General features: G+C 66.9%; 19 protein-coding genes. 11 read left to right on the forward strand and 8 right to left on the reverse strand.

Annotated elements, in window-relative coordinates:
- Positions 1-105: 105 nt before the first annotated feature.
- Entirely contained in the window at positions 106-999 is an 894-nt protein-coding gene (gene sucD, locus ACFOPI_RS00460; protein WP_382169676.1) for a succinate--CoA ligase subunit alpha, read from the reverse strand.
- A 15-nt stretch (positions 1,000-1,014) separates the two neighbouring features.
- The gene (gene sucC / locus ACFOPI_RS00465) at positions 1,015-2,175 is read right to left on the reverse strand and encodes an ADP-forming succinate--CoA ligase subunit beta (protein ID WP_382169678.1); all 1,161 of its coding nucleotides are present in this window, start codon (positions 2,173-2,175) and stop codon (positions 1,015-1,017) included.
- Positions 2,176-2,358: 183 nt separating this feature from the next.
- On the opposite strand from sucC, the gene argC reads away from it, so the two are divergent.
- Entirely contained in the window at positions 2,359-3,282 is a 924-nt protein-coding gene (gene argC / locus ACFOPI_RS00470; protein WP_382169680.1) for an N-acetyl-gamma-glutamyl-phosphate reductase, read from the forward strand.
- A gap of 11 nt (positions 3,283-3,293) precedes the next feature.
- Here the strand turns inward: argC and recX are convergent, their stop codons facing one another.
- A complete protein-coding gene (gene recX / locus ACFOPI_RS00475; RefSeq protein WP_382169682.1) occupies positions 3,294-3,743 on the reverse strand; it encodes a recombination regulator RecX in 450 nt (149 codons plus the stop codon).
- Between the two features lie 8 nt (positions 3,744-3,751).
- Positions 3,752-4,846, reverse strand: a complete 1,095-nt coding sequence (gene recA, locus ACFOPI_RS00480) for a recombinase RecA (RefSeq protein WP_382169684.1) — start codon at positions 4,844-4,846, stop codon at positions 3,752-3,754.
- Positions 4,847-5,049: 203 nt separating this feature from the next.
- Here recA and ACFOPI_RS00485 point away from each other — a divergent pair, with 203 nt between their 5' ends.
- Genes ACFOPI_RS00485 through ACFOPI_RS00495 form a run of 3 tightly spaced genes read left to right on the forward strand, consistent with a single transcriptional unit; the run spans position 5,050 to position 7,680 of the window.
- Positions 5,050-5,472 (forward strand): MarR family winged helix-turn-helix transcriptional regulator, encoded by a 423-nt coding sequence (locus ACFOPI_RS00485; RefSeq protein ID WP_382170911.1) that lies wholly within the window; start codon positions 5,050-5,052, stop codon positions 5,470-5,472.
- A 43-nt stretch (positions 5,473-5,515) separates the two neighbouring features.
- Positions 5,516-6,184, forward strand: a complete 669-nt coding sequence (locus tag ACFOPI_RS00490; protein ID WP_066159418.1) for a response regulator — start codon at positions 5,516-5,518, stop codon at positions 6,182-6,184.
- A gap of 26 nt (positions 6,185-6,210) precedes the next feature.
- A complete protein-coding gene (locus tag ACFOPI_RS00495) occupies positions 6,211-7,680 on the forward strand; it encodes a sensor histidine kinase (RefSeq protein ID WP_382169686.1) in 1,470 nt (489 codons plus the stop codon).
- A 2-nt stretch (positions 7,681-7,682) separates the two neighbouring features.
- On the opposite strand, the gene ACFOPI_RS00500 is transcribed toward ACFOPI_RS00495, so the two are convergent.
- Both ACFOPI_RS00500 and ACFOPI_RS00505 read right to left on the reverse strand, forming a co-directional pair.
- Positions 7,683-8,336 (reverse strand): glutathione S-transferase family protein, encoded by a 654-nt coding sequence (locus tag ACFOPI_RS00500; RefSeq protein ID WP_382169688.1) that lies wholly within the window; start codon positions 8,334-8,336, stop codon positions 7,683-7,685.
- Between the two features lie 36 nt (positions 8,337-8,372).
- Complete coding sequence (locus ACFOPI_RS00505; RefSeq protein WP_382169690.1) at positions 8,373-11,324, reverse strand: DNA topoisomerase III; 2,952 nt, start codon at positions 11,322-11,324, stop codon at positions 8,373-8,375.
- A 99-nt stretch (positions 11,325-11,423) separates the two neighbouring features.
- Between ACFOPI_RS00505 and ACFOPI_RS00510 the strand changes: the two genes are divergently transcribed.
- Genes ACFOPI_RS00510 through ACFOPI_RS00520 form a run of 3 tightly spaced genes read left to right on the forward strand, consistent with a single transcriptional unit; the run spans position 11,424 to position 13,386 of the window.
- Positions 11,424-11,909: an SET domain-containing protein gene (locus ACFOPI_RS00510; RefSeq protein WP_382169692.1), complete on the forward strand. Its 486-nt coding sequence runs from the start codon at positions 11,424-11,426 to the stop codon at positions 11,907-11,909.
- On the forward strand, positions 11,906-12,703 hold the full coding sequence (locus ACFOPI_RS00515; RefSeq protein ID WP_382169694.1) for a biotin--[acetyl-CoA-carboxylase] ligase: 798 nt from the start codon (positions 11,906-11,908) through the stop codon (positions 12,701-12,703). The genes ACFOPI_RS00510 and ACFOPI_RS00515 overlap by 4 nt, the downstream gene beginning before the upstream one ends.
- Positions 12,697-13,386, forward strand: coding sequence for an SPOR domain-containing protein (locus tag ACFOPI_RS00520; RefSeq protein ID WP_382169696.1), 690 nt, complete (start codon positions 12,697-12,699; stop codon positions 13,384-13,386). The genes ACFOPI_RS00515 and ACFOPI_RS00520 overlap by 7 nt, the downstream gene beginning before the upstream one ends.
- A 127-nt stretch (positions 13,387-13,513) precedes the next feature.
- Here ACFOPI_RS00520 and gap read toward each other — a convergent pair whose 3' ends face one another.
- On the reverse strand, positions 13,514-14,512 hold the full coding sequence (gap, locus tag ACFOPI_RS00525) for a type I glyceraldehyde-3-phosphate dehydrogenase (protein WP_382169698.1): 999 nt from the start codon (positions 14,510-14,512) through the stop codon (positions 13,514-13,516).
- Between the two features lie 42 nt (positions 14,513-14,554).
- Positions 14,555-16,630: a transketolase gene (tkt, locus tag ACFOPI_RS00530; RefSeq protein ID WP_382169699.1), complete on the reverse strand. Its 2,076-nt coding sequence runs from the start codon at positions 16,628-16,630 to the stop codon at positions 14,555-14,557.
- 145 nt (positions 16,631-16,775) lie between these two features.
- Between tkt and ACFOPI_RS00535 the strand changes: the two genes are divergently transcribed.
- The 4 genes from ACFOPI_RS00535 to ACFOPI_RS00550 all read left to right on the forward strand — a co-directional run bounded on the left by ACFOPI_RS00535 (position 16,776) and on the right by ACFOPI_RS00550 (position 22,234).
- On the forward strand, positions 16,776-17,477 hold the full coding sequence (locus tag ACFOPI_RS00535) for a nucleotidyltransferase family protein (RefSeq protein WP_382170914.1): 702 nt from the start codon (positions 16,776-16,778) through the stop codon (positions 17,475-17,477).
- A gap of 43 nt (positions 17,478-17,520) precedes the next feature.
- Positions 17,521-18,918, forward strand: coding sequence for an aminopeptidase P N-terminal domain-containing protein (locus tag ACFOPI_RS00540; protein WP_382169701.1), 1,398 nt, complete (start codon positions 17,521-17,523; stop codon positions 18,916-18,918).
- A 44-nt stretch (positions 18,919-18,962) separates the two neighbouring features.
- A complete protein-coding gene (locus ACFOPI_RS00545; RefSeq protein ID WP_382169703.1) occupies positions 18,963-19,913 on the forward strand; it encodes a 1-phosphofructokinase family hexose kinase in 951 nt (316 codons plus the stop codon).
- Between the two features lie 164 nt (positions 19,914-20,077).
- Positions 20,078-22,234, forward strand: a complete 2,157-nt coding sequence (locus ACFOPI_RS00550; protein WP_382169705.1) for a TonB-dependent siderophore receptor — start codon at positions 20,078-20,080, stop codon at positions 22,232-22,234.
- Positions 22,235-22,236 lie beyond the last annotated feature (2 nt).

Consider the following 22,236-nt stretch of genomic DNA (forward strand, 5'->3'; position numbering starts at 1 on the left):
GTCTTTTCACAGCTTCACACCAAGCATGGGACTTTGAACCATCGGCCGCCAACGGAACAAAAAAGGCCACGAATGCGTGGCCTTTTCTCCCCTCGTTGAAGCTGATTACAGCTGCGCCTTGAGCAGCTTGCCCAGTTCCGACGGGTTGCGCGTGATCACGAAACCACACTCTTCCATGATCGCGAGCTTGGCATCGGCGGTGTCGGCACCACCGGAGATCAGTGCGCCGGCGTGGCCCATGCGCTTGCCGGGAGGGGCGGTCACACCCGCGATGAAGCCGACCACGGGCTTCTTCATGTTGGCCTTGCACCACTGGGCGGCTTCGGCTTCGTCCGGACCGCCGATTTCGCCGATCATGATCACGGCGTCGGTGTCTGGATCGTCGTTGAAAGCCTTCATCACGTCGATGTGCTTAAGGCCGTTGATAGGGTCGCCACCAATGCCGACAGCGCTCGACTGGCCCAGGCCCACTTCGGTCAGCATGGCCACCGCTTCGTATGTCAGCGTGCCCGAACGGGACACCACGCCAATACGGCCCTTGCGGTGGATGTGACCAGGCATGATGCCGATCTTGATCTCGTCGGGCGTGATCAGGCCGGGGCAGTTGGGGCCCAGCAGCAGGGTCTTCTTGCCGCCGGCGGCTTCCTTGGCTTTCATCTTGTTGCGCACCATCAGCATGTCCTTGACCGGAATGCCTTCGGTGATGCAGATGGCCAGGTCCAGGTCGGCTTCAACCGCCTCCCAGATGGCATCGGCAGCGCCTGCGGGCGGCACGTAGATCACCGACACGGTGGCGCCGGTCTGCTGGGCGGCTTCCTTGACGGAGGCGTAGATCGGGATGTTGAAGATCGACTCACCAGCCTTCTTGGGGTTCACGCCGGCCACGAAGCAGTTCTTGCCGTTTGCGTATTCCTGGCACTTCTCGGTGTGGAACTGGCCAGTCTTGCCCGTGATGCCCTGGGTGATGACCTTGGTTTCTTTGTTGATGTAGATCGACATGTGTGTTCTCCGGTCTTACTTGACGGCAGCAACGATCTTGGTCGCAGCTTCGGCCATGGTGTCTGCAGCGATGATGGGCAGGCCGGACTCAGCCAGCATCTTCTTGCCCAGCTCTTCGTTCGTGCCCTTCATGCGCACCACCAGCGGCACGTTCAGGTTCACGGCCTTGCAAGCGGTGATCACACCGGTGGCGATGGTGTCGCACTTCATGATGCCGCCGAAGATGTTGACCAGGATGCCTTCGACCTTGGGGTTCTTGAGCATGATCTTGAAGGCTTCGGTGACCTTCTCGGGGGTGGCACCGCCGCCCACATCCAGGAAGTTGGCCGGCTCGCCGCCGAACAGCTTGATGGTGTCCATGGTGGCCATGGCCAGACCGGCACCGTTGACCAGGCAGCCGATGTTGCCGTCCAGGCTGATGTAGGCCAGGTCGAACTTGGAGGCCTCGATTTCAGCCGGGTCTTCCTCGTCCAAGTCGCGGAACGCCACGATCTCTGGATGGCGGAACAGGGCGTTGGCGTCGAAGTTGAACTTCGCGTCCAGAGCCATCAGGTTGCCCTTGGAGTCGCAGTTCAGCGGGTTGATCTCCACCAGGGACGCGTCGGTGTCCATGTAGCACTTGTAAATCTTGGCGAACAGGTCGACCGCCTGGTCCACCGAACCACCGGTCAGGCCGATGGCTGTGGCCACCTTGCGCGACTGCGCTTCGGTGATGCCGGTCAGCGGATCGATCATCTCGGTGATGATCTTCTCGGGCGTGGAATGGGCCACTTCCTCAATGTCCATGCCGCCTTCGCTGGAGGCGATCAAGGCCACTTTCTGCGTGGCGCGGTCGGTGACCAGCGACACGTACAGTTCGTTCTTGATGTCAGCGCCGTCTTCGATGTACAGGCGGCGGACCTTCTGGCCTTCGGGACCGGTCTGGTGCGTGACCAGTTGCATGCCCAGGATGTCCGTGGCGCGGGCCTTGACGTCGTCGATCGACTTGGCCACCTTCACACCACCGCCCTTGCCACGGCCACCGGCGTGGATCTGGGCCTTGACCACCCAGACCGGGCCGCCGAGTTTCTGCGCGGCTTCAACGGCTTCCTGCACCGTGAACGCGGGAATGCCGCGGGGGACCGGCACACCAAACTGACGCAAGATTTCCTTGCCTTGGTACTCGTGAATCTTCATGAGGTTTCTCTCGGACTGGGGTTGTTCGATCCGGCCAAAGGGCACAGCCGGTGCGCGGACTCGTGGACACGGCAACCGATGACTGTATCATGCTGCGACGCACCAATACATAAGTGACGGCTTACGTAATGCATAATTATCAAGCCCGTCGCTGAACCCTGACTGACACCCACAGGAGCTGCCATGGCCAGAATCTTCATCGACGGCGAAGCCGGGACCACGGGCCTGCAGATCCGCGAGCGCCTGCAACGGATGCCCGCCATCGAGTTGCTGAGCATTGCGCCCGAGCGGCGCAAGGACCCCGAAGCCAAGAAGGCCCTCATGGCGGAAGCCGATCTGGTGATCCTGTGTCTGCACGACGACGCAGCCATCGAATCGGTCGCGATGATCGACAGCCTGCCGGGCCGCAAGCCCCGCATCATCGATGCCTCCACCGCGCACCGCTGCAACGACGGCTGGGTCTACGGCTTTCCCGAACTGAGTGCGGGCCAGCGCGAGGCCGTGCAGAAGGCTGCCCGTGTGGCCAACCCCGGTTGCTACGCCACAGGCGCCATCGCAATCTTGCGCCCTCTTGTCGACGCGGGCCTTCTACCCAAGGACTTTCCGGTGTCGCTGCCCTCGGTCAGCGGCTACTCGGGTGGTGGCCGCTCGATGATCGAGGCCTACGAAGCCGGCACCGCACCACTGCATGAGGCCTACGCGCTGGGCCTGTCGCACAAACACATTCCGGAAATACAGCGCTACACCGGCCTGAGCCGTCGCCCCATCTTCATTCCTGCCGTCGGCAACTTCCGCCAGGGCATGCTGGTGCAGCTGCCACTGCACCTGGACGAACTGCCCAGCCGCCCCAAGGCCAGCGATCTGCACGACGCGCTGGTGGCCCATTACGCGGCCAGCGCGGCGCAAGGCGGCTGGGTCAGCGTATTGCCCGCCACCACCGACGGCAAGCTGGACGCCACCGCCCTGAACGACACCAACAAACTCGAATTGCGCGTGTTCGCCAATGAGACACACCGCCACGCCGTCGTGATCGCGCGCCTGGACAACCTGGGCAAAGGCGCCAGTGGAGCGGCCGTGCAGAACCTGCAACTCATGCTGGGGCTGTAACGCCAGCCGTTTCAGTCGTCGTCTGCACCGCGGACCACACGGCGAATCGCCTCGGCGCTAAAGCCGCGCGATGCGAGGAACCGCATCTGCCTAGCTCGACCGGCAGGATCCGCCGCGGTCTCGCCGAACTTCTTGCGCCAGACCTCCCGGGCTCGCTCGGTCTCGGTGCGTCGAAGCCGGTCGACCGCCTCGGTAACCGCCTCGGCGCTGATGCCCTTGGCCTGCAGCTCCTGTTTCACGCGGCCCGCACCCAGCCGGGCGGACCGCCGGTGGATCAACGACTCGACCACCCGCTGCTCGCTGATGAAGCCCTTGGCCTGCAGTTCGTCCAGGGCGCGCTGCAGTTCACCGGGCTCCTGCTCGTGAGAAGCCAACTTCTTCTCCAACTCGGCGCGCGAGTGTTCGCGGCCGGCCAGCAGCCGCAGCGCGCGGCCCTTGAGCGAAGTCTTGTCAAACCCCACCGCAAGACTTATTCAGTGGCCTCGGCTTCGGCGGCCTTGGCCTTTTTACCCTTGGCAGCGGCCGGGGCCGCTTCTTCGGCGCCCGCATCGACCGGCAGCAGCGGCACACCCAGCTCGGTGCGCACCTTGTTCTCGATCTCCACGCGCAGCTCGGGGTTCTCCTTGAGGAATTCGCGTGCGTTGTCACGACCCTGGCCGATCTTCTCGCCGTTGTAGGCGTACCAGGCGCCGGACTTCTCGACCACGCGGTGCAGCACGCCGAGGTCGAGGATCTCACCCTCGCGGCTGATGCCTTCGCCGAACAGGATGTCGAACTCGGCCGTCTTGAACGGGGGCGAGACCTTGTTCTTCACCACCTTGACCTTGGTCTCGTTGCCGATCGCCTCCTCCCCCTTCTTGATGGTACCGGTGCGGCGGATGTCCAGGCGAACAGAGGCGTAGAACTTGAGCGCGTTGCCGCCGGTTGTGGTTTCGGGACTGCCGAACATCACACCGATCTTCATGCGGATCTGGTTGATGAAGATGACGGTGCAGTTGGTCTTCTTGATGGTGGCGGTGAGCTTGCGCAGCGCCTGGCTCATCAGACGGGCCTGCAGGCCGGGCAGGCTGTCGCCCATCTCACCTTCGATTTCGGCCTTGGGCGTGAGCGCGGCGACCGAGTCGATGATCACCAGATCAACCGCACCAGAACGCACGAGCGAATCCACGATTTCCAGTGCCTGCTCGCCGGTGTCGGGCTGGCTGATCAGCAGGTCGGGCACGTGCACGCCCAGCTTCTGTGCGTACTGGATGTCCAGCGCGTGTTCGGCGTCGACGAAGGCACAGGTGCCGCCGAGCTTCTGCATTTCGGCAATGACCTGCAAGGTCAGCGTGGTCTTGCCCGAGGATTCCGGGCCGTAGATTTCGATGACACGGCCACGCGGCAGGCCACCGACGCCCAGGGCGATGTCCAGGCCCAGCGAGCCTGTGGAAACCACCTGGATGTCCTCGATGGCCTCGCCTTCGCCCAGGCGCATGATGGTGCCTTTGCCGAACTGCTTTTCGATCTGGGCCAGCGCAGCCTGCAGGGCTTTGGCTTTTTCGGTGTTGGTGGCGTTGTCCATGTGCGGCGCTCCTGTGTGTGAGTGGGTACTTGCATCAGTCTGTGGATTTATGTACAGGCTGGATGTCTGAACAGGAGTGTATCGCCACATAAATCCTTCGCAAGCCAATAAATGGTCAGTTTGCCTTACTATTTGCCGTGTCTGTCTCAACCGCCTCCACAACCACCGACGACCGCTGGCGGGCCACCCACCTGGGCCGCATCATGGGTCATGCGCTGCGCCGCTTTGACGAACGTGTTCTGTTCCTGATGGCGCACGACGCCAATGTGCCCCTGGCCCTGTCCAACCTGGCGGCGCGCGAGCAGATCGGCGCTGCCCACATCCACATCACGCGCCACCTCGCCCTCAAGGGCTCGCGCCTGACCGATCTGGCGGCCGCCGCTGGCATGAGCAAGCAGGCCATGGGCGACCTGGTGACACAGTGCGAGGCCTGGGGACTGGTGCGGCGCGAACCCGATCCGCTGGACGCGCGCGCGCGGCGAATCGTCTTCACCGAAACCGGCCTGCTGTGGCTGGAAGCCTTCCGGCTGGCTGTGGCGCGCGCTGAAACCGAGTTCCGGGCGCAGGTCGGCACCGAGGTGGCGACCGTGGTCGCGCTGGGGCTTGAGGCGTATGCTTCGCGCTAGGCGCGCCACCTACAATGACCCCAGACCCCGTAAGGAGACACCGATGCGCATCCTGATTGCAGAAGACGACCAGGTCCTGGCCGATGGTCTGTTGCGCAGTCTGCGGGCCGCGGGTGCCGCGGTCGACCATGTGGCCAACGGCAGCGAGGCCGACGCGGCCCTGATGACGAACAACGAGTTCGACCTGCTGATCCTCGACCTCGGCCTGCCCAAACTGCACGGACTCGAAGTGCTCAAGCGCCTGCGTTCGCGAGGCTCCGCGCTGCCTGTGCTCATCCTCACCGCGGCCGACAGCGTGGACGAGCGCGTCAAGGGGCTTGACTATGGCGCCGACGACTACATGGCCAAGCCGTTCTCGCTGCAGGAGCTCGAAGCCCGCGTGCGCGCGCTCACCCGCCGTGGCATGGGCGGCGCCAGCTCCACGATCAAGCACGGCCCGCTGGTCTACGACCAGGCCGGCCGTGTGGCCACCATCGATGGCAAGATGGTCGAACTCTCGGCACGCGAACTCGGCCTGCTGGAGGTGCTGTTGCAGCGCGCCGGCCGCCTGGTCAGCAAGGACCAGCTGGTCGAGCGGCTGTGCGAATGGGGCGAAGAGGTGAGCAACAACGCCATCGAGGTCTACATCCACCGCCTGCGCAAGAAAATTGAGAAAGGTCCGATCCGCATTGCCACCGTGCGGGGCCTGGGCTACTGCCTCGAAAAGATCTGAGCGCCTGAGCGCCCTTCTGCCCCGAAATGACCGATCACAAGCAGGGCAGCCACCGGACCTCCTTCGGACTGTTCCAGCGCGAGCAGCGCAGCCTGTTCGGGGAGATCCTGGACTGGATGCTCACGCCGCTGCTGCTGCTGTGGCCGCTGTCGCTGGCGCTCACCTGGTTCGTGGCCCAGGGCATTGCGTCCAAACCCTTTGACCGCGCGCTTGAGTTCAACCTGCAGGCGCTCACCCAGTTTGTCGTCACCAAGGACAACAAGGTCAGCTTCAACCTGACCCCGCAGGCGCGCGACCTGCTCAAGGCCGACGACAGCGACCTGGTGTATTACCAGCTCCGGGATGCCCGGCAGGGCGTGATCAGCGGCGAGGCTGATTTTCCGCCGCCACCGGACACCGACGTGCCGGCCGCAGGACGCGTGCTGCTGCGCGACGACGAGGTGCGTGGCGACGAGGTCCGCGTGGCCTACACCTGGCTGGAGCGGCACCACGATCCCAGCCAGCTGGTGCTGATGCAGGTGGCCGAGACCAAGGGCAAGCGCTCGACGCTGGCCACGGAAATCATCAAGGGCGTGATGGTGCCGCAGTTCGTGATCCTGCCGCTGGCGGTGCTGCTGGTCTGGCTCGCGCTGGTGCGCGGCATCCGGCCGCTGTCCGACCTGGAGCAGAAGATCCGGGCTCGCAAGCCCGACGACCTCAGCCCGATCGAAGAGTCCTTCATCCCGCAGGAAGTGGCCCCGCTGGTGTCGTCCATCAACGACCTGCTGGCCCGGCTGACCGCCTCGCTCACCACGCAGAAGCGCTTCCTGGCCGACGCCGCGCACCAGCTCAAGACACCGCTGGCCGGCCTGCGCATGCAGGCCGAGCTGGCGCAGCGCGAGTCCAACCCTCAGGAAATCCGCAGCTCGCTGCAACAGATCGCGCACTCCAGCACGCGCGCCACCCACACCGTCAACCAGTTGCTGGCCTTGGCCCGTGCGGAAACAACGGGCCGCACCCTGCCCACGGCGCAAATCGATCTGGCACAGCTGGTCACCGGCGTGGTGCGCGACTCGGTGCCGCGTGCGCTGGAACACGGCATCGACCTGGGCTACGAAGGCCCGGACGAAATGCCCGAGATCTGCCTGATGGACGGCAACCCGACGCTGCTTCAGGAAATGACGCGCAACCTGGTCGACAACGCCATCAACTACAGCGGCCGCGGCGGCGTGGTGACCGCGCGCGTCCTGTTCGACCGCTTCAGCGGCGTGCAGATCCTGCAGGTGGAGGACAACGGGCCGGGCATCCCCGAGAACGAGCGCGAGCTGGTGCTGCAGCCCTTCTACCGGGCGCTGGGAACCAACGTCGATGGCTCAGGGCTGGGGCTGGCCATCGTGCACGAGATCGCCCAGCAGCACGGTGCCGCCGTGATGATGGAAGACACCCACCCGGACGCTCCGCGGCGAGGGCTCCGCGTGTCGGTCCGGTTCGCGGCACGCCGCCGTGCCGATGAGTGACCTCAGGCGATGGCGGGCTGGTAGACGTTCAACTGCAGCCGCTCACGCTCGATGACGCGGGCCACCGCCGGCAATGCCGCCAACCGCTGGGCCAGGTCCCAGGTCGCGGGCAGCGTGGTCGGGTCAATGCCGGCGTAGCCGCCCCAGCGCAGCAAGGTCAGCGCGTAGGCGTCCAGCGCACACGGCGCCTCGCCGCACAGCCAGGGCGCGGCCTGGGCGGCCATGGCCTCGATCTCGCCGAGCAGGCCCTTGTAGCTGTTCGCCGCAAAGGCACGGATGATCTTCTGCGCCCCCTCATCGTCGGTGAACTTGTGCGGCATGAACACGTGGGTGAAGGTCGGGTGCACCGTGTTGTTCATCCAGGCCAGCGTGGACAGGGCGCGCGTGCGCGCCAGACCCGAGGCGGGCAGGATGCCGGCCTGCGGGAATTTCGCGTCCAGGTGCAGCAGGATGGCCACGATCTGCGTGATCACCTCGCCGTCGTCCACCAGCACCGGCACCTGGCCGCGCGGGTTCATCGCGAGGTACTCGGGACTGCGCTGTTCGCCCTTGTGCAGCTTGACCATGACCGGCTCGAACGGTGCGCCGGCCAGCTCCAGCATGGCGTGCGGCACGAACGAGCAGGCGCCGGGGGCAAAGAAGAGTTGGAGGCTCATGCGGTGTGTCTCCTGTTGCTGTGTTGAAGTGGAAGCTCAGTCTGCCAAGTGCTGGCCGACGATGCCGGCGATCTCGAACATCGTGACCTGGTCCTTGCCGAACACCGGGCGCAGCTTGGCGTCGGCGTTGACCTTGCGCTTGTCAGCCGCGTCCTGCAGGCCATTCGCCTTGATGTAGTCCCACAGCTTCTTGACCACCTCGGGGCGCGAGACCGGCTCGCTGCCGATCACCGCAGCCAGCGCGGCGCTGGGCTGCTTGCCGGTGGCGGCCGTGGTCTTGCGCGGGGCCTTGGGCGCTGCGGTCTTTTTCGCGACCGGCGCCTTTTTGGCTGCGGCGGCATTCTTCGCAGGCGCGGCCTTGGCCGCCGGTCGTGCAGCGCCACCGGCGGTCTTGCGCGGCGGGAACTTGCTCTCGCGCGGCTCGAACTCGAAGTTCACCTTGCCCGCCTCCTTGTCCCAGGCCAGGAAGGCCTTGAAGCTGCGGCGCGTGCGCATGGAGACGAACTTGTCCAGCAGGTCGGTCTTGCCCGTTTCCAGCAGCTTGCTCATCTGCTCGCGCGCCACCGGCTGCTGCAGGATGATCTTGCCGCTCTTGAACGTGCAGCTGGGCGTGGGCTGGGCGGCCGTGGGCACCGCCTTGCTGCAGACATAGTTGGCCCCATGCTCGAACACTGGCGAACCGCAGACCGGGCAGGCACCCAGTCCCTCCTGGTCCGCGAAATCCACCAGCTCACCGGTTTCTTCGGCGTTCTTGTCGTCGCCGAAGTCGAACTCCAGCTTCCAGTTCTTGTCGTCTTCGCTGTACTTGAGCGTCATCTCGGCCACGAAGGGCCAGCCCGCCTTGGAGCGGAAGCCTTCGAGCGGACCGATGTGCCTGTCGCGCACGAAGGCCTCGGCTTCGGCCACCTCGAAAGTGCGGCCCGCGGGCGACTTGGTGAACGAGAAGCCGCAGCCTTCGCTGGTGCCGTCGGCGCCGGTGCAGGCGTAGCGCCGGTAGTTTTCCTTCACCACGCCGCCGCAGTTGGGGCAGGGCGCTTCGAGCGTGGCGTAGTTCCCGGGCACGGTGTCGCGGTCGTATTCCTTGGCCTTCTTCACCAGGCGTTCGGTCATGGCGGCGATCTCGGCCATGAAGGCGGCGCGCGAGAGCTTGCCGTGTTCCATCTGCGCCAGCTTGTATTCCCACTCGCCGGTCAGTTCGGGCCTGGAGAGTTCTTCCACCTCCAAGCCGCGCAACAGGGTCATGAGCTGGAAGGCCTTGGCGGTCGGGATCATCTCCCGGCCTTCGCGCAGCATGTACTTTTCGTTCAGCAGGCCTTCGATGATGGCCGCGCGCGTGGCCGGGGTGCCCAGGCCCTTTTCCTGCATGGCTTCGCGCAGCTCGTCGTCCTCGATGAACTTGCCCGCGCCTTCCATCGCGCCCAGCAGCGTCGCTTCCGAATAGCGCGCAGGCGGCTTGGTCTTCAGGCCCTTGGCCTCGATGGTCTCGGTGCGCACGGTCTCGCCCTCGCGCACCGGCACCAGGTTCTGGCCCTTGTCGCCGTCCTTCGCACCTTCCACGTCTTCGGCGGCTTCCTTGCCGTAGACCGCCATCCAGCCCGGCTTGACCAGCACCTTGCCTTCGGTCTTGAAGTGGTGATTGAGCACCTTCGAAATGCGCGTCGTCACCATGAACTCGGCGCTGGGGAAGAACACCGCCAGGAAGCGGCGCACCACCAGGTCGTAGAGCTTCTGCTCGGCCTCGCTCAGGCCGCTGGGCGCCTGCAGCGTCGGGATGATGGCAAAGTGGTCCGAGACCTTGCTGTTGTCGAAGATGCGCTTGCTGGGCTTGATGTAGTTCCCGTTGAGTGCCGTCAGCGCGTGCGGCGCCAGGTGCTTCATGCCGCTGTCGGCCAGCATTTCAAACGTCTGCTTGACCGTGCCCAGGTAGTCCTCGGGCAGGTGGCGCGAGTCGGTCCGGGGGTAGGTCAGGGCCTTGTGGCGTTCGTACAGGCTCTGCGCCAGCTGCAGCGTCGTCTTGGCCGAGAAGCCGAAGCGGCCGTTGGCCTCGCGCTGCAGGCTGGTCAGGTCGTACAGCAGGCCGCTGGCCTGCGTCGTGGGCTTGCTCTCTTCGGTGACGCTGGCGGCCTTGCCGCGCACCGCCTCGACGATGGCCAGCGCCTCGCGGTGGTCCCAGAGGCGGTCGGCGCGCAGGTCGGCGTCGGCATCGTCGCCCGTGGGCTTCTTGAACGCCGGATCGAACCACTTGCCGGGGTACTCGCCCGCCTCGGCCAGGAAGGACGCGTGGATTTCCCAATAGTCGCGGCTGCGGTGCGCGCGGATCTGTTCTTCGCGCTCGACCACGATGGACAGCGTGGGCGTCTGCACCCGACCCACGGTGGTCAGGAAGAACCCCCCGTCGCGCGAGTTGAAGGCGGTCATGGCACGCGTGCCGTTGATGCCCACCAGCCAGTCGGCCTCGGAGCGGCTGCGGGCCGCGTCGGCCAGGCCGCGCATCTGCTCGTCGCTGCGCAGCTTCTCGAAGCCATCGCGGATGGCGGCCGGCGTCATGGACTGCAGCCACAGGCGCTGGACCGGCTTGCCCAGGCCCTGGTACTGGCCGTTCTTCTGGCCGCCGGCGTACTGCTCGATCAGGCGGAAGATCAGCTCACCCTCGCGGCCCGCGTCGCAGGCGTTGATCAGCCGGCCCACGTCCTTGCGCTTGGCCAGTTTGACCACGGCCGACAGGCGCGACTTGGTTTTGTCGATGGGTTTGAGCTCGAAGAACGGCGGCAGCACCGGCAGATGGGCAAAGCTCCACTTGCCGCGCTTGACGTCGAACTGCTCGGGCGCAGCGATCTCCACCAGGTGGCCGACGGCGGAGGTCACGACGTACTGCTCGTTCTCGAAATGGTCGTCGTGCTTGTCGAACTTACCCGCCACCGGGGTGAGCGCGCGCACGATGTCCTGGGCCACGGACGGCTTCTCTGCAATGACCAGTGTTTTGTTCATCTCTACAATTTGGGCTTCACGCGCGTGTACACGCGCACGGGGGCGCACACGCACACACGCGCGCACCTGCATGAAACAACCTTACCAAAATTCCCGATCGTGAAGAAAACCGCCCCCGCACGCCGCATCCAGACCCGCCGCTCGGGCGTCCATGGCAAGGGCGTGTACGCCGTGGTCGATCTGGCCGAAGGCGAGACCGTGATCGAGTACGTGGGCGAGGTCATCACCTGGGACGAGGCGCTGCGCCGCCACCCGCACGACCCGAAGGACCCGAACCACACCTTCTATTTCCACATCGACGAGGACCACGTCATCGATGCCAAATACGGTGGCAACTCCTCGCGCTGGATCAACCACAGCTGCGACCCCAACTGCGAGGCCGAGACCGACGAGGGCCGGGTGTTCATCCGCGCACGGCGCAACATCAAGGCCGGCGAAGAGCTGTTCTACGACTACGGCCTGGTGATCGACGAGCCCTACACGCCGGCCCTCAAGAAGCAGTACCCATGCTGGTGCGGTGCGAAAAGCTGCCGCGGCACGCTGCTGGCCCCCAAACGCGGCGGAAAAGCCACCAAGCTGGGATGACCGACCTGCTCGCCCACGCCGAATCGGTCTGGCAGTCGGTCGTCACCGACCTGCCGACCTTCACCGTCGAGGTGCTGCCCAGCATCGACTCGACCAGCAGCGAGCTGATGCGCCGCGCCCGGGACGGGTTGCTGGAGCCGGTGCTGCTGACCGCCGAAGAGCAGACCGCAGGTCGGGGGCGCATGGGCAAAGGCTGGCACAGCAAGGCCGGCCAGTCGCTGACCTTCTCGCTGGCGCTGCCGCTGGCGCCTGCCGACTGGTCGGGCCTGTCGCTGGCGGTGGGGGTGAGTCTGGCCGAGAGTCTGAACCCCGATGTGCGGCTGAAGTGGCCCAACGACCTCTGGCTGCAGCAGCGCAAGCTGGGCGGCATCCTGGTCGAGACGGCAGGCACCGGTGACGGTGCCTCTGCACCGCGCACCGTGGTGATCGGGGTCGGCATCAACATCGCGCGCCCGGAGGCAGCGGTCGTGCAGTCGCTCGCCACGCCTGGCGCGGTGGCGGCCATGCCGCCGGCGGGGCTGGCCGAGGTGCGCATCGGCGTGACCGCCGGCGAAACCCTGGCCTTGGTCGCGCCTGCGCTGGTGCGCGACGTGCTGCGCTTCGGGGCGGACGGGTTCGCCCCCTTTGCCAACCGCTTCGCGCAGCGCGACGCCCTGTTCGGCCGCGCCGTGCGCCTGACCGACGGCACGGAAGGCTCCGCCGAAGGTGTCGACGCACAAGGAGCCCTGCGCGTGCGGACGGCACAGGGGCTGCGCACCGTGCACAGCGCAGAAGTGAGCGTGCGCCCATGCTGAGACTGGTGGCCATCTCCCTGCTGCTGGCCAACGCCGTCTATTTCGCCTGGACCCAGGGCTTCCTGGCCGGCCTTGGCATGGCGCCCGTACAGCAGAGCGAACCCGAACGCTTGAACGCACAGATCGAACCGGGCACGCTGCGACTGCTCAACGGCCCCCGCGCAGAAGCCGAGGACCTGGCGCAGGCCACCGACGCATCGGCCACCGGCGCGCAAACGGAGGTCGCACCCGCCACGTCCTGCTGGCAGGCCAGCGGCTTCACGGCGCCACAGGCCGACGCGCTGCGCGCCGCGCTGGGCAGCACCGGCCTGAACGAAGCGCTCTGGCAGTTCAGCGAGGCGAAGTCCTCCGGACGCTGGATCGTCTACATGGGGCGCTACAACGACGAGCAGATGGAAAAGAAGAAGGGCGAGCTGCGCGAACTCAAGATCGAGTTCCGCGAAGTCAACCTGCCCACGGCCGGGCCGGGCCTGGCCCTGGGCACCTTCTCCAGCGAGGAGTCGGTGCAGCAGGCGCTCAAAGACGTTGCCAGGAAGGGCGTGCGCACCGCACGCGCCGCCCTGGAACGCCCTGAAAGCGTCTCGTGGGCCCTGCGCCTGCCCGCGATCACCGACGAGCAGCGCACGGCCATCGAGAGCCTGGGCGAGCCCCTCGCCGGCAAAAAACTCCAAGCCTGCGAATAAAAAAAGCCGCTGTGAAAACAGCGGCTTTTTTCTCGTCCAGCAATCACTTTGGTCCCGGCTTCGCCGGGCCGCACGTGATGCCCCCTTGAGGGGGTGACGCGCCGCAGGCGCGGCGCGGGGGTGGGCCTTACTTCGCGACGACGCGGACCATTTCGAGGCACTTGTTGGAGTAGCCCCACTCGTTGTCGTACCAGCTCACGACCTTCACGAAGGTCTTGTCCAGCGCGATGCCGGCGTCGGCGTCGAACACCGAGGTGCAGGTCTCGCCGCGGAAGTCGGTGGCCACCACCTTGTCTTCCGTGTAGCCCAGCACGCCCTTGAGCGCGCCCTGGCTCTGCGCCTTCATCTCGGCCTTGATCTCTTCGTAGGTGGCTTCGCTGTTCAGCTCGACGGTCAGGTCGACCACCGACACGTCGGAGGTCGGCACGCGGAAGGACATGCCGGTCAGCTTCTTGTTCAGCTCGGGGATCACCACGCCCACGGCCTTGGCAGCGCCGGTGGAGGACGGGATGATGTTTTCCAGGATGCCACGGCCACCGCGCCAGTCCTTGTTGGACGGGCCGTCCACGGTCTTCTGCGTGGCGGTGGCGGCGTGCACGGTGGTCATCAGGCCGCGCTTGATGCCCCACTTGTCGTGCAGCACCTTGGCCACGGGGGCCAGGCAGTTGGTGGTGCAGGAAGCGTTGGAGATGATGGCCTGACCGGCGTAGGTCTTGTCGTTCACGCCGAAGACGAACATCGGGGTGTCGTCCTTGGACGGGGCGGAGAAGATGACCTTCTTGGCGCCTGCGGCCAGATGCTTCTCGCCACCGGCCTTGTCCAGGAAGATGCCGGTGGACTCGATCACCACGTCGGCGCCGACTTCGTTCCACTTCAGGGCGGCGGGGTCCTTTTCGGCGGTCAGGCGGATCTTCTTGCCGTTGACGACCAGGGTGTTGCCTTCCACCGAAACGGTGCCCTTGAAGCGGCCGTGCACGCTGTCGTACTGGAGCATGTAGGCCAGGTAGTCGGGCTCGAGCAGATCGTTGATGGCCACGATCTCGATGTCCGGGAAGTTCTGGATCGCGCTGCGCAGCACGTTGCGGCCGATGCGGCCAAAACCATTGATACCGACTTTGATAGCCATGTCTTCTGCTCCTGTGGATGGATGAAAAAAACCGAACTCTGATTACTTCGCCAGCACGGCACGCACCGTGTCGGCCACGTTCTCGGGGGTGAAACCGAAGTGCTTGAACAGCACCGGCGCCGGTGCCGATTCGCCGTAGGTGTCGATGCCGACCACGGCCGACACGCCGTACTTCCACCAGCCGTCGGTCGAACCCATCTCGACTGCCACGCGCGGCAGGCCCTTGGGCAGCACGGCGGCCTTGTAGTCGGCGCTCTGGCGGTCGAACACGCTGGTGCTGGGCAGCGAGACCACGCGCACTGCGATCTTGTGTTCCTTGGCCAGGGCTTCCTGGGCCTTGAGGGCCAGCTGCACTTCGGAACCGGTGGCGATGATGACCGCCTGGGCCTTCTTCTTCAGGCCGACGTCGGCAGGCTCGGACAGCACGTAGCCGCCCTTGCTGATGTCGGCCAGGTCGGTCTTGGGTGCGTACGGCAGGTTCTGGCGCGACAGGCACAGCGCGCTGGGGCGGTTGGCGGTCTGCAGGGCCACGGCCCAGGCCACGGCGGTTTCGGCCGTGTCGGCCGGGCGCCAGACGTCCAGGCCCGGGATCAGGCGCAGGCTGGCGACGTGTTCGATCGACTGGTGGGTCGGGCCGTCTTCGCCCAGGCCGATGGAGTCGTGCGTGAACACGTGGATCACGCGCTGCTTCATCAGCGCGGCCATGCGGATGGCGTTGCGACTGTAGTCGCTGAACGTGAGGAAGGTGCCGCCGTAGGGGATGAAACCACCGTGCAGGGCAACGCCGTTCATGATCGCGGCCATGCCGAATTCGCGCACGCCGTAGTTGATGTGGCGGCCGCCCACGCCGGCCTCGTTCTTCACAACATTGCCGGCCAGGTCGAAGCGCAGGTTGGGCGTGGACTTGGTGTTGGTCAGGTTGGAGCCGGTCAGGTCGGCCGAACCGCCCAGCAGCTCGGGCAGGGCCGCGGTGAAATGCTCCAGCGCGATCTGGCTGGCCTTGCGGCTGGCCACGGTCTCGGCCTTGGTGTGAGCTTCGACGGCGGCGTTGACGGCCACCTGGTTGAAGGCCTTGGGCAGCTCGCCCTTCATGCGGCGGGTGAATTCCTTGGCCAGTTCGGGGAAAGCGGCCTTGTAAGCGGCGAACTGGGCGTTCCACGCGGCCTCGGCGGCCTTGCCAGCGTCCTTGGCGTCCCAGGCGGCGTACACGTCCTTGGGAATCTTGAAGGGCTCGTGGCTCCAGCCCAGGGCTTCGCGGGTGAGCTTGATTTCTTCGGCGCCCAGCGGCTCGCCGTGGGCCTTGGCGGTGTTGGCGCGGTTCGGGCTGCCCTTGCCGATGCTGGTCTTGCAGCAGATCAGGGTCGGCTTGTCGGCGCTGTTCTTGGCGGCGGCGATGGCGGCGCTCACGGCGTCGGCGTCGTGGCCGTCGACGGCGCGGATCACGTTCCAGCCGCAGGCTTCAAAACGCTTGGGCGTGTCGTCGATGAACCAGGGCGCGACCTGGCCGTCGATGGAGATGCCGTTGTCGTCGTACAGGGCGATCAGCTTGTTGAGCTTCCAGGCACCGGCCAGGGCCACGGCCTCGTGGCTGATGCCTTCCATCAGGCAGCCGTCGCCCATGAAGACGTAGGTGTGGTGGTCGACGATGGCGTGGCCTTCGCGGTTGAACTCGGCGGCCAGCAGCTTCTCGGCCAGCGCCATGCCCACCGCGTTGGTGATGCCCTGGCCCAACGGGCCGGTGGTGGTTTCCACGCCCGGGGTCACGCCCACTTCGGGGTGGCCGGCGGTCTTGCTGTGCAGCTGGCGGAAGTTCTTGAGTTCGCCGATGGGCAGCTTGTAGCCCGTGAGGTGCAGCAGCGCGTAAATCAGCATGGAGCCGTGGCCGTTGGACAGCACGAAGCGGTCGCGGTTGGCCCAGGCGGGGTTGGTCGGGTTGTGGCGCAGGTGGCGGCCCCAGAGCGCGACGGCCATGTCGGCCATGCCCATGGGGGCGCCGGGGTGGCCGGAGTTGGCGGCCTGCACCGCGTCCATGGCGAGCGCGCGGATGGCGTTGGCCTGGGTCTGGGCGCTCACGGTGGAAACAGGGGCGGGGGCGGTGCTGGGGGTGGCGTCGGACATGGTGCGGGGGAGGGAGGAGAGATGAGGTCGGCGCGTGCCGAAACCAGGGATTTTATCGGCCCCGGTCGGCGGACCATAATGCGCGCGGCGGTTCACCGAACGCGCACCCACCATGGACTCCACCCTCCACACGCCCATTCCCGCCATGATCCTGGCCGCCGGCCGGGGCATGCGCATGCGGCCGCTCACCGACACGACCCCCAAGCCCCTGCTGCCGCTGCGCGGCCAGCCGCTGATGCAGTGGGCCATGGAGGCGCTGTCGCGGGACGGCTTTGAACGGCTGGTGATCAACACTGCATGGCTGGGTGAACAGATCGCCGAGCACTATGCCGGCTGGCCGCAGCAGCACCCGGGCGCCGAGCTGCGTTTCTCGCACGAAGGGCAGGACTTCGGCTACGCCCTGGAGACGGCGGGCGGCATCTCGCGCGCGCTGCCGCTGCTGGGCGAGGTCTTCTGGGTGCTGGCAGGCGATGTGTACGCGCCGGATTTCGTTTTCAGCCAGGACAGCGTGGACCGTTTCCTCGCCTGCGACGACCTGGCGCACCTCTGGCTGGTGCCCAACCCGCCCCACAACCCCCGCGGGGATTTCGGGCTCTCGGCCAACGGCCGTGCGCTGAACACCGCCGACGGCGAGCGCTTCACCTACAGCACCATCGGCCTGTACCGGCGCGCGCTGTTCGAAGCCCCGTGGTGCGACACCATCCCGGGCAACCCGCAAGGCACCGCCGAGCCCCTGGCGCCGCTGCTGCGCAAGGCCATGGACGCCGGCCGCGTGAGCGCCGAGCTGTACCGCGGGCCCTGGACCGACGTCGGCACGCCCGAGCGACTGGACGAGCTGAACCGCTGACCCTGCGCCGCACGCGCGCAATCAAAAGCCGCACAATGCGGCGATGGACGCCCAGACCTCATTCACCCTCTACGCACAGCGCCGCGCCCGCCTGGCCGCGCAGCTGACCCCCGGCGGCATCGCCATCGTGCCCACCGCGCCCGAGCAGCAGCGCAACCGCGACAGCGACTTCCTGTTCCGGCACGACAGCTACTTCTACTACCTGACCGGTTTTAATGAGCCCAACGCCTGGCTGGTGCTGACCGCCGAAGGCGAGGCCACGCTGTTCTGCAACCCCAAAGACCAAGAACGCGAGATCTGGGACGGCATCCGCCTCGGTCCGGCCGCCGCACCCGACGCCCTCGGCGTGCAGGCCGCCTTCCCGGTGACCGAGCTGAACCAGCGGCTGCCGAAGTTGCTGGAGAATCGCAGCGTGGTCTGGTACCCGTTTGCCACCCACAAGGGCCTGGACGGCCGCATCAACGGCTGGCTGGAACCGGTGCGCGCCCGCGTGCGCTACGGCGCGCTCTGCCCCGAGCAACAGCGCGACCTGTGTGGCCCACTGGACGAGATGCGCCTGTTCAAAGACGCACACGAACAGGCCGTGATGCGCCGCGCGGCGCAGATCAGCGCGCGCGCCCACATCCGCGCCATGCAGCGCAGCGCCGCCATGCTGCGCGCCGGGCAGGACGTGCGCGAGTACCACCTGGACGCCGAACTGCTGCACGAGTTCCGCCAGCAGGGCTCGCAGTACCCGGCCTACGGCAGCATCGTCGCCGCCGGCGCCAACGCCTGCGTGCTGCACTACCGCGCCGACGCCGCGCCCATCCGCAGCGGCGAACTGGTGCTGATCGACGCCGGCTGCGAGCTCGACGGCTACGCCAGCGACATCACCCGCACCTTCCCGGCCAACGGCGTCTTCACCGGCCCGCAGCGCACGCTGTACGACCTGGTGCTGGCCTCGCAGGACGCGGCAGTGGCCGCGACGAAACCGGGCAACCGTTTCACCGACCCGCATGAAGCCACGGTGGCCGTGCTGGCGCAGGGCCTGCTCGACGTCGGCCTGCTGGACAAGAACAAGGTCGGCAGTGCGCAGGACGTGATCGCCAACCGCGCCTACTTCCCGTTCTACATGCACCGCACCGGCCACTGGCTGGGCATGGACGTGCACGACTGCGGCAGCTATGTCGAGCCGAGCGAAGTGGGCCAGGTCAGCGAACGCAAGGACCCGCTGTCGGGCGAAATCATCAAGGACCGGCCCAGCCGCATCCTGCGCCCCGGCATGGCGCTGACCATCGAGCCTGGCCTGTATGTGCGGCCCGGCGAAGGCGTGCCCGAAGCGTTCTGGAATATCGGCATCCGCATCGAGGACGACGCCATCGTCACCGAAACCGGCTGCGAACTCATCACCCGCGATGTGCCGGTCAAGGCCGACGAGATCGAAGCGCTGATGCGCGCTTGATCCGGCGCAGGGTCGCCGGGCGGACCATGCGGTACAACCACCCCATGAACACCCCGCCCCGCATCCTCTGCCTGACCATGAACCCCTCGGTCGATCTCGCGACCGAGACCGAATCCGTGGTGCCCACGCACAAGCTGCGCTGCGGCGACACGCTGCACGACGCAGGCGGTGGCGGCGTCAACGTGGCGCGTGTGCTCACGCGCCTGGGCGGGCGCTGCGTGGCGCTGTGCCCCACCGGCGGTTCCCCGGGCCACTGGCTGGAAAAGCGCATGCGCGACGAGGGGCTGGACAGCGTGTTCCTGCCCATTGCCGACGAAACCCGCGTGAGCTTCACCGTGCACGAGCACAGCACGGGCGCCGAGTTCCGTTTCGTCATGCCCGGCCCGCACCTGAGCGAGGCCGAGTGGACGGCCTGCCTGCAGCACCTCGAAGGCCTGACCGAGTTCCCCGACTTGGTGGTGGCCAGCGGCAGCCTGCCGCCAGGCGTGCCGCCCGATTTTTACGCCCGCGTCGCGCGGCTGTGCCGCCAGCGCGGCGCCAAGCTGGTGCTCGACGCCTCGGGGCCCGCGCTGGCAGCGGCGCTGGCCGAGGGCGTGTTCCTGTTCAAGCCCAACCTCAAGGAGCTGGCCGAACTCAGCGGCCAGATGCTGGAGACCCCCGAGCAGTGGCAAGCCGCGGCGCGCCAGCTGGTGCAGGACGGCAAGACCGAGATCGTCGCGCTGACCCTGGGCCACCTGGGCGCGCTGCTGGTCACGCGCGACGCGATGTGGTTCGCGCCGCCGCTGGACATGCCGGTGGCCAGCGCGGTCGGGGCGGGCGACAGCTTCGTGGCCGGCCTGGTCTGGGCCTGGCAGCACGGCATGCCGATGGACCAGGCCTTCGCCTGGGGCGTGGCCGCCGGTTCGGCCGCGCTGCTGACCGCCGGCACCGGACTGGCGCGACCGGAAGACGTTCGGCGGCTGTTCGCCCAGGTCCGGGTCCGCCCAGTGACCTGAGGCCGCGAGACGCCCTGCACACCCATCGCAGGGCGTGCATCTTGAAACATGTATTGATAATGGTTATCATTTAACACCAGCCAGCCACTGGCGTGTCCGTCTGCGCACGCCCTCAAGAGCCAGCCAATGTCCCGTCGCCCGACGGATTCGCTGTCTCTTGATCCATGAACGCCCACCTGTCTGCCCCGGCAGCGCTCAGCCCGCTCGCCCTCGCCTCCCGCATCGCCATTGCCAGTTCGGTCCTGTTCGGACTGGCCCCGTCCACCCTGGCCCAGACGGCACCCGCTGCGCCCGAGCCCACACTGGGCACGGTGGTCGTGCGCGAGAGCGCGGTCGCCGCCCCCACCGAACAGTCACCGGCCTTCGGTGCGCCGGTGTCCAGCTCGGCCACCGGCCTGGACCTGCGCCTGCGCGAGACGCCGCAGTCCATCAGCGTGACCTCGCAGGCCCAGATGCAGGCTTTCGGCCTGAACGAGGTGCGCACCCTGCTGTCCGGCGTCACCGGCGTGCAGGTCGAGAAGGTCGAGACCGACCGCACCTACTTTTCCGCCCGCGGCTTCGACATCACCAACTTCCAGGAAGACGGCATTGGCCTGCCCTTCGCCTCCGGTCTGCTCAACGGCGACATGGACACCGCCATCTACGACCGCGTCGAGGTGCTGCGCGGCGCCAACGGCCTGCTCTCGTCCACCGGCAACCCCTCGGCCACGGTCAACTTCGTGCGCAAGCGCCCGACGGCGCAGCTGCAGGCCAGCGCCGGCCTGACCCTCGGCTCGTGGAACCTGCGGCGCGTCGACGCCGATCTGGCCGGCCCGCTGAACGCCAGCGGCAGCATCCGCGGCCGCCTGATCGTGGCCGACGAGGACAAGGACTCCTACCTCGACCGCTACCGCGCCCACAAGCAGGTGGCCTCGGGCATCGTCGAGGCCGACCTGGGCGACGCCACCGTGCTGACCCTGGGCCACGCGCAGCAGAACAACCGGCCCCAGGGCCTGATGTGGGGCGCGCTGCCGCTGTACTTCAGCGACGGTTCGGCCATCGACTACGACCGCTCGGCCAGTTCAGCGCCCGCCTGGGCGCGCTGGGACACCAACGACGGCCGCAGCTTCGCCGAGTTGCTGCACGACCTGGGCAACGGCTGGAGCGCCAAGGCCACGCTCAACCAGCGCCGCATCAGCTCGGACACGGCCATGCTCTACATCTACGGCACGCCCGACCGGGCCACTGGCGCAGGCCTGTTCAGCTGGCCCTCCACCTACGACCACCAGGAGCGCCAGACCATCGCCGACGTGCAGGTGAAGGGTCCGTTTGAGCTCGGTGGCCGCCGGCACGAGGCCGTGTTCGGCGCCTCGGCAGGCCGCAACAAGGTGGACATGGCGTCGAGCTACGACGACCTGGGCCAGGCGCTGACGCTGCAGCAGGTGCTGGACGGCAGCTTCGCGATGCCCGACTTCGATCAGGGCGTCTCCGCCTTCGGCCACCGCATCGACAAGCGCCGCACGGTCTACAGCGCCGGCAAGTTCAGCTTCACCGACAGCCTCAAGCTGATCGCCGGCCTGAACGCCACGCGCGCCAGCAGCGCGGGCGTGCAGTACGGCGTCGACCACAACTACCGCGCCAGCAAGACGCTGCCCTTTGCCGGCCTGGTCTACGACGTCCATCCGAACGTTTCGGTCTATGGCAGCGCCGCCAGCATCTTCAACCCGCAGATCGAACTGGACGCCAGCGGAGCGGTGCTCGACCCGGTGGAGGGCCGCACCGGCGAACTGGGCCTGAAGTTCGAGTCGACCGACAAGCGCCTGAACGCCAGCCTCGCCGTCTTCCGCACACAGCAGGACAACACCGCCGAGTACGCCGGCTTTGCAAACGGCATCTCCTACTACCGCGGGGTCGATGCCACCGCCCGCGGCTTCGAGGCCGAGATCGCCGGCACCGTGGCCCCGGGCTGGCAGCTGAGCGCGGGCTACGCGCAGAACCGCATCAAGGGCGAGGACGGGCAGAACGTGCGCACCTTCGTGCCGCGCCAGACCCTGCGCCTGTCGACCACGGTCGCCATCGACGCCGTGCCCGGCCTCGAACTCGGGGCCAGCCTGAAGTGGCAGAGCGCGATCTCGCGCGACCAGGGCGGCGGCATCACATCGGCGCAGGACGCCTACGCCCTGCTGGACCTGATGGCGCGCTACCGCTTGAGCAAGCACTGGAGCCTGACGGCCAACCTGCGCAACACCACCGACGAGAAGTACCTCAACAGCCTGCTGTGGGACCAGAACTACTACGGCGAGCCACGCAGTGCCTCGGTGACGCTGAACTGGGCGTACTGAAG

The organism is Hydrogenophaga luteola (assembly GCF_042648585.1).
GTDB lineage: Bacteria > Pseudomonadota > Gammaproteobacteria > Burkholderiales > Burkholderiaceae_C > Hydrogenophaga > Hydrogenophaga luteola.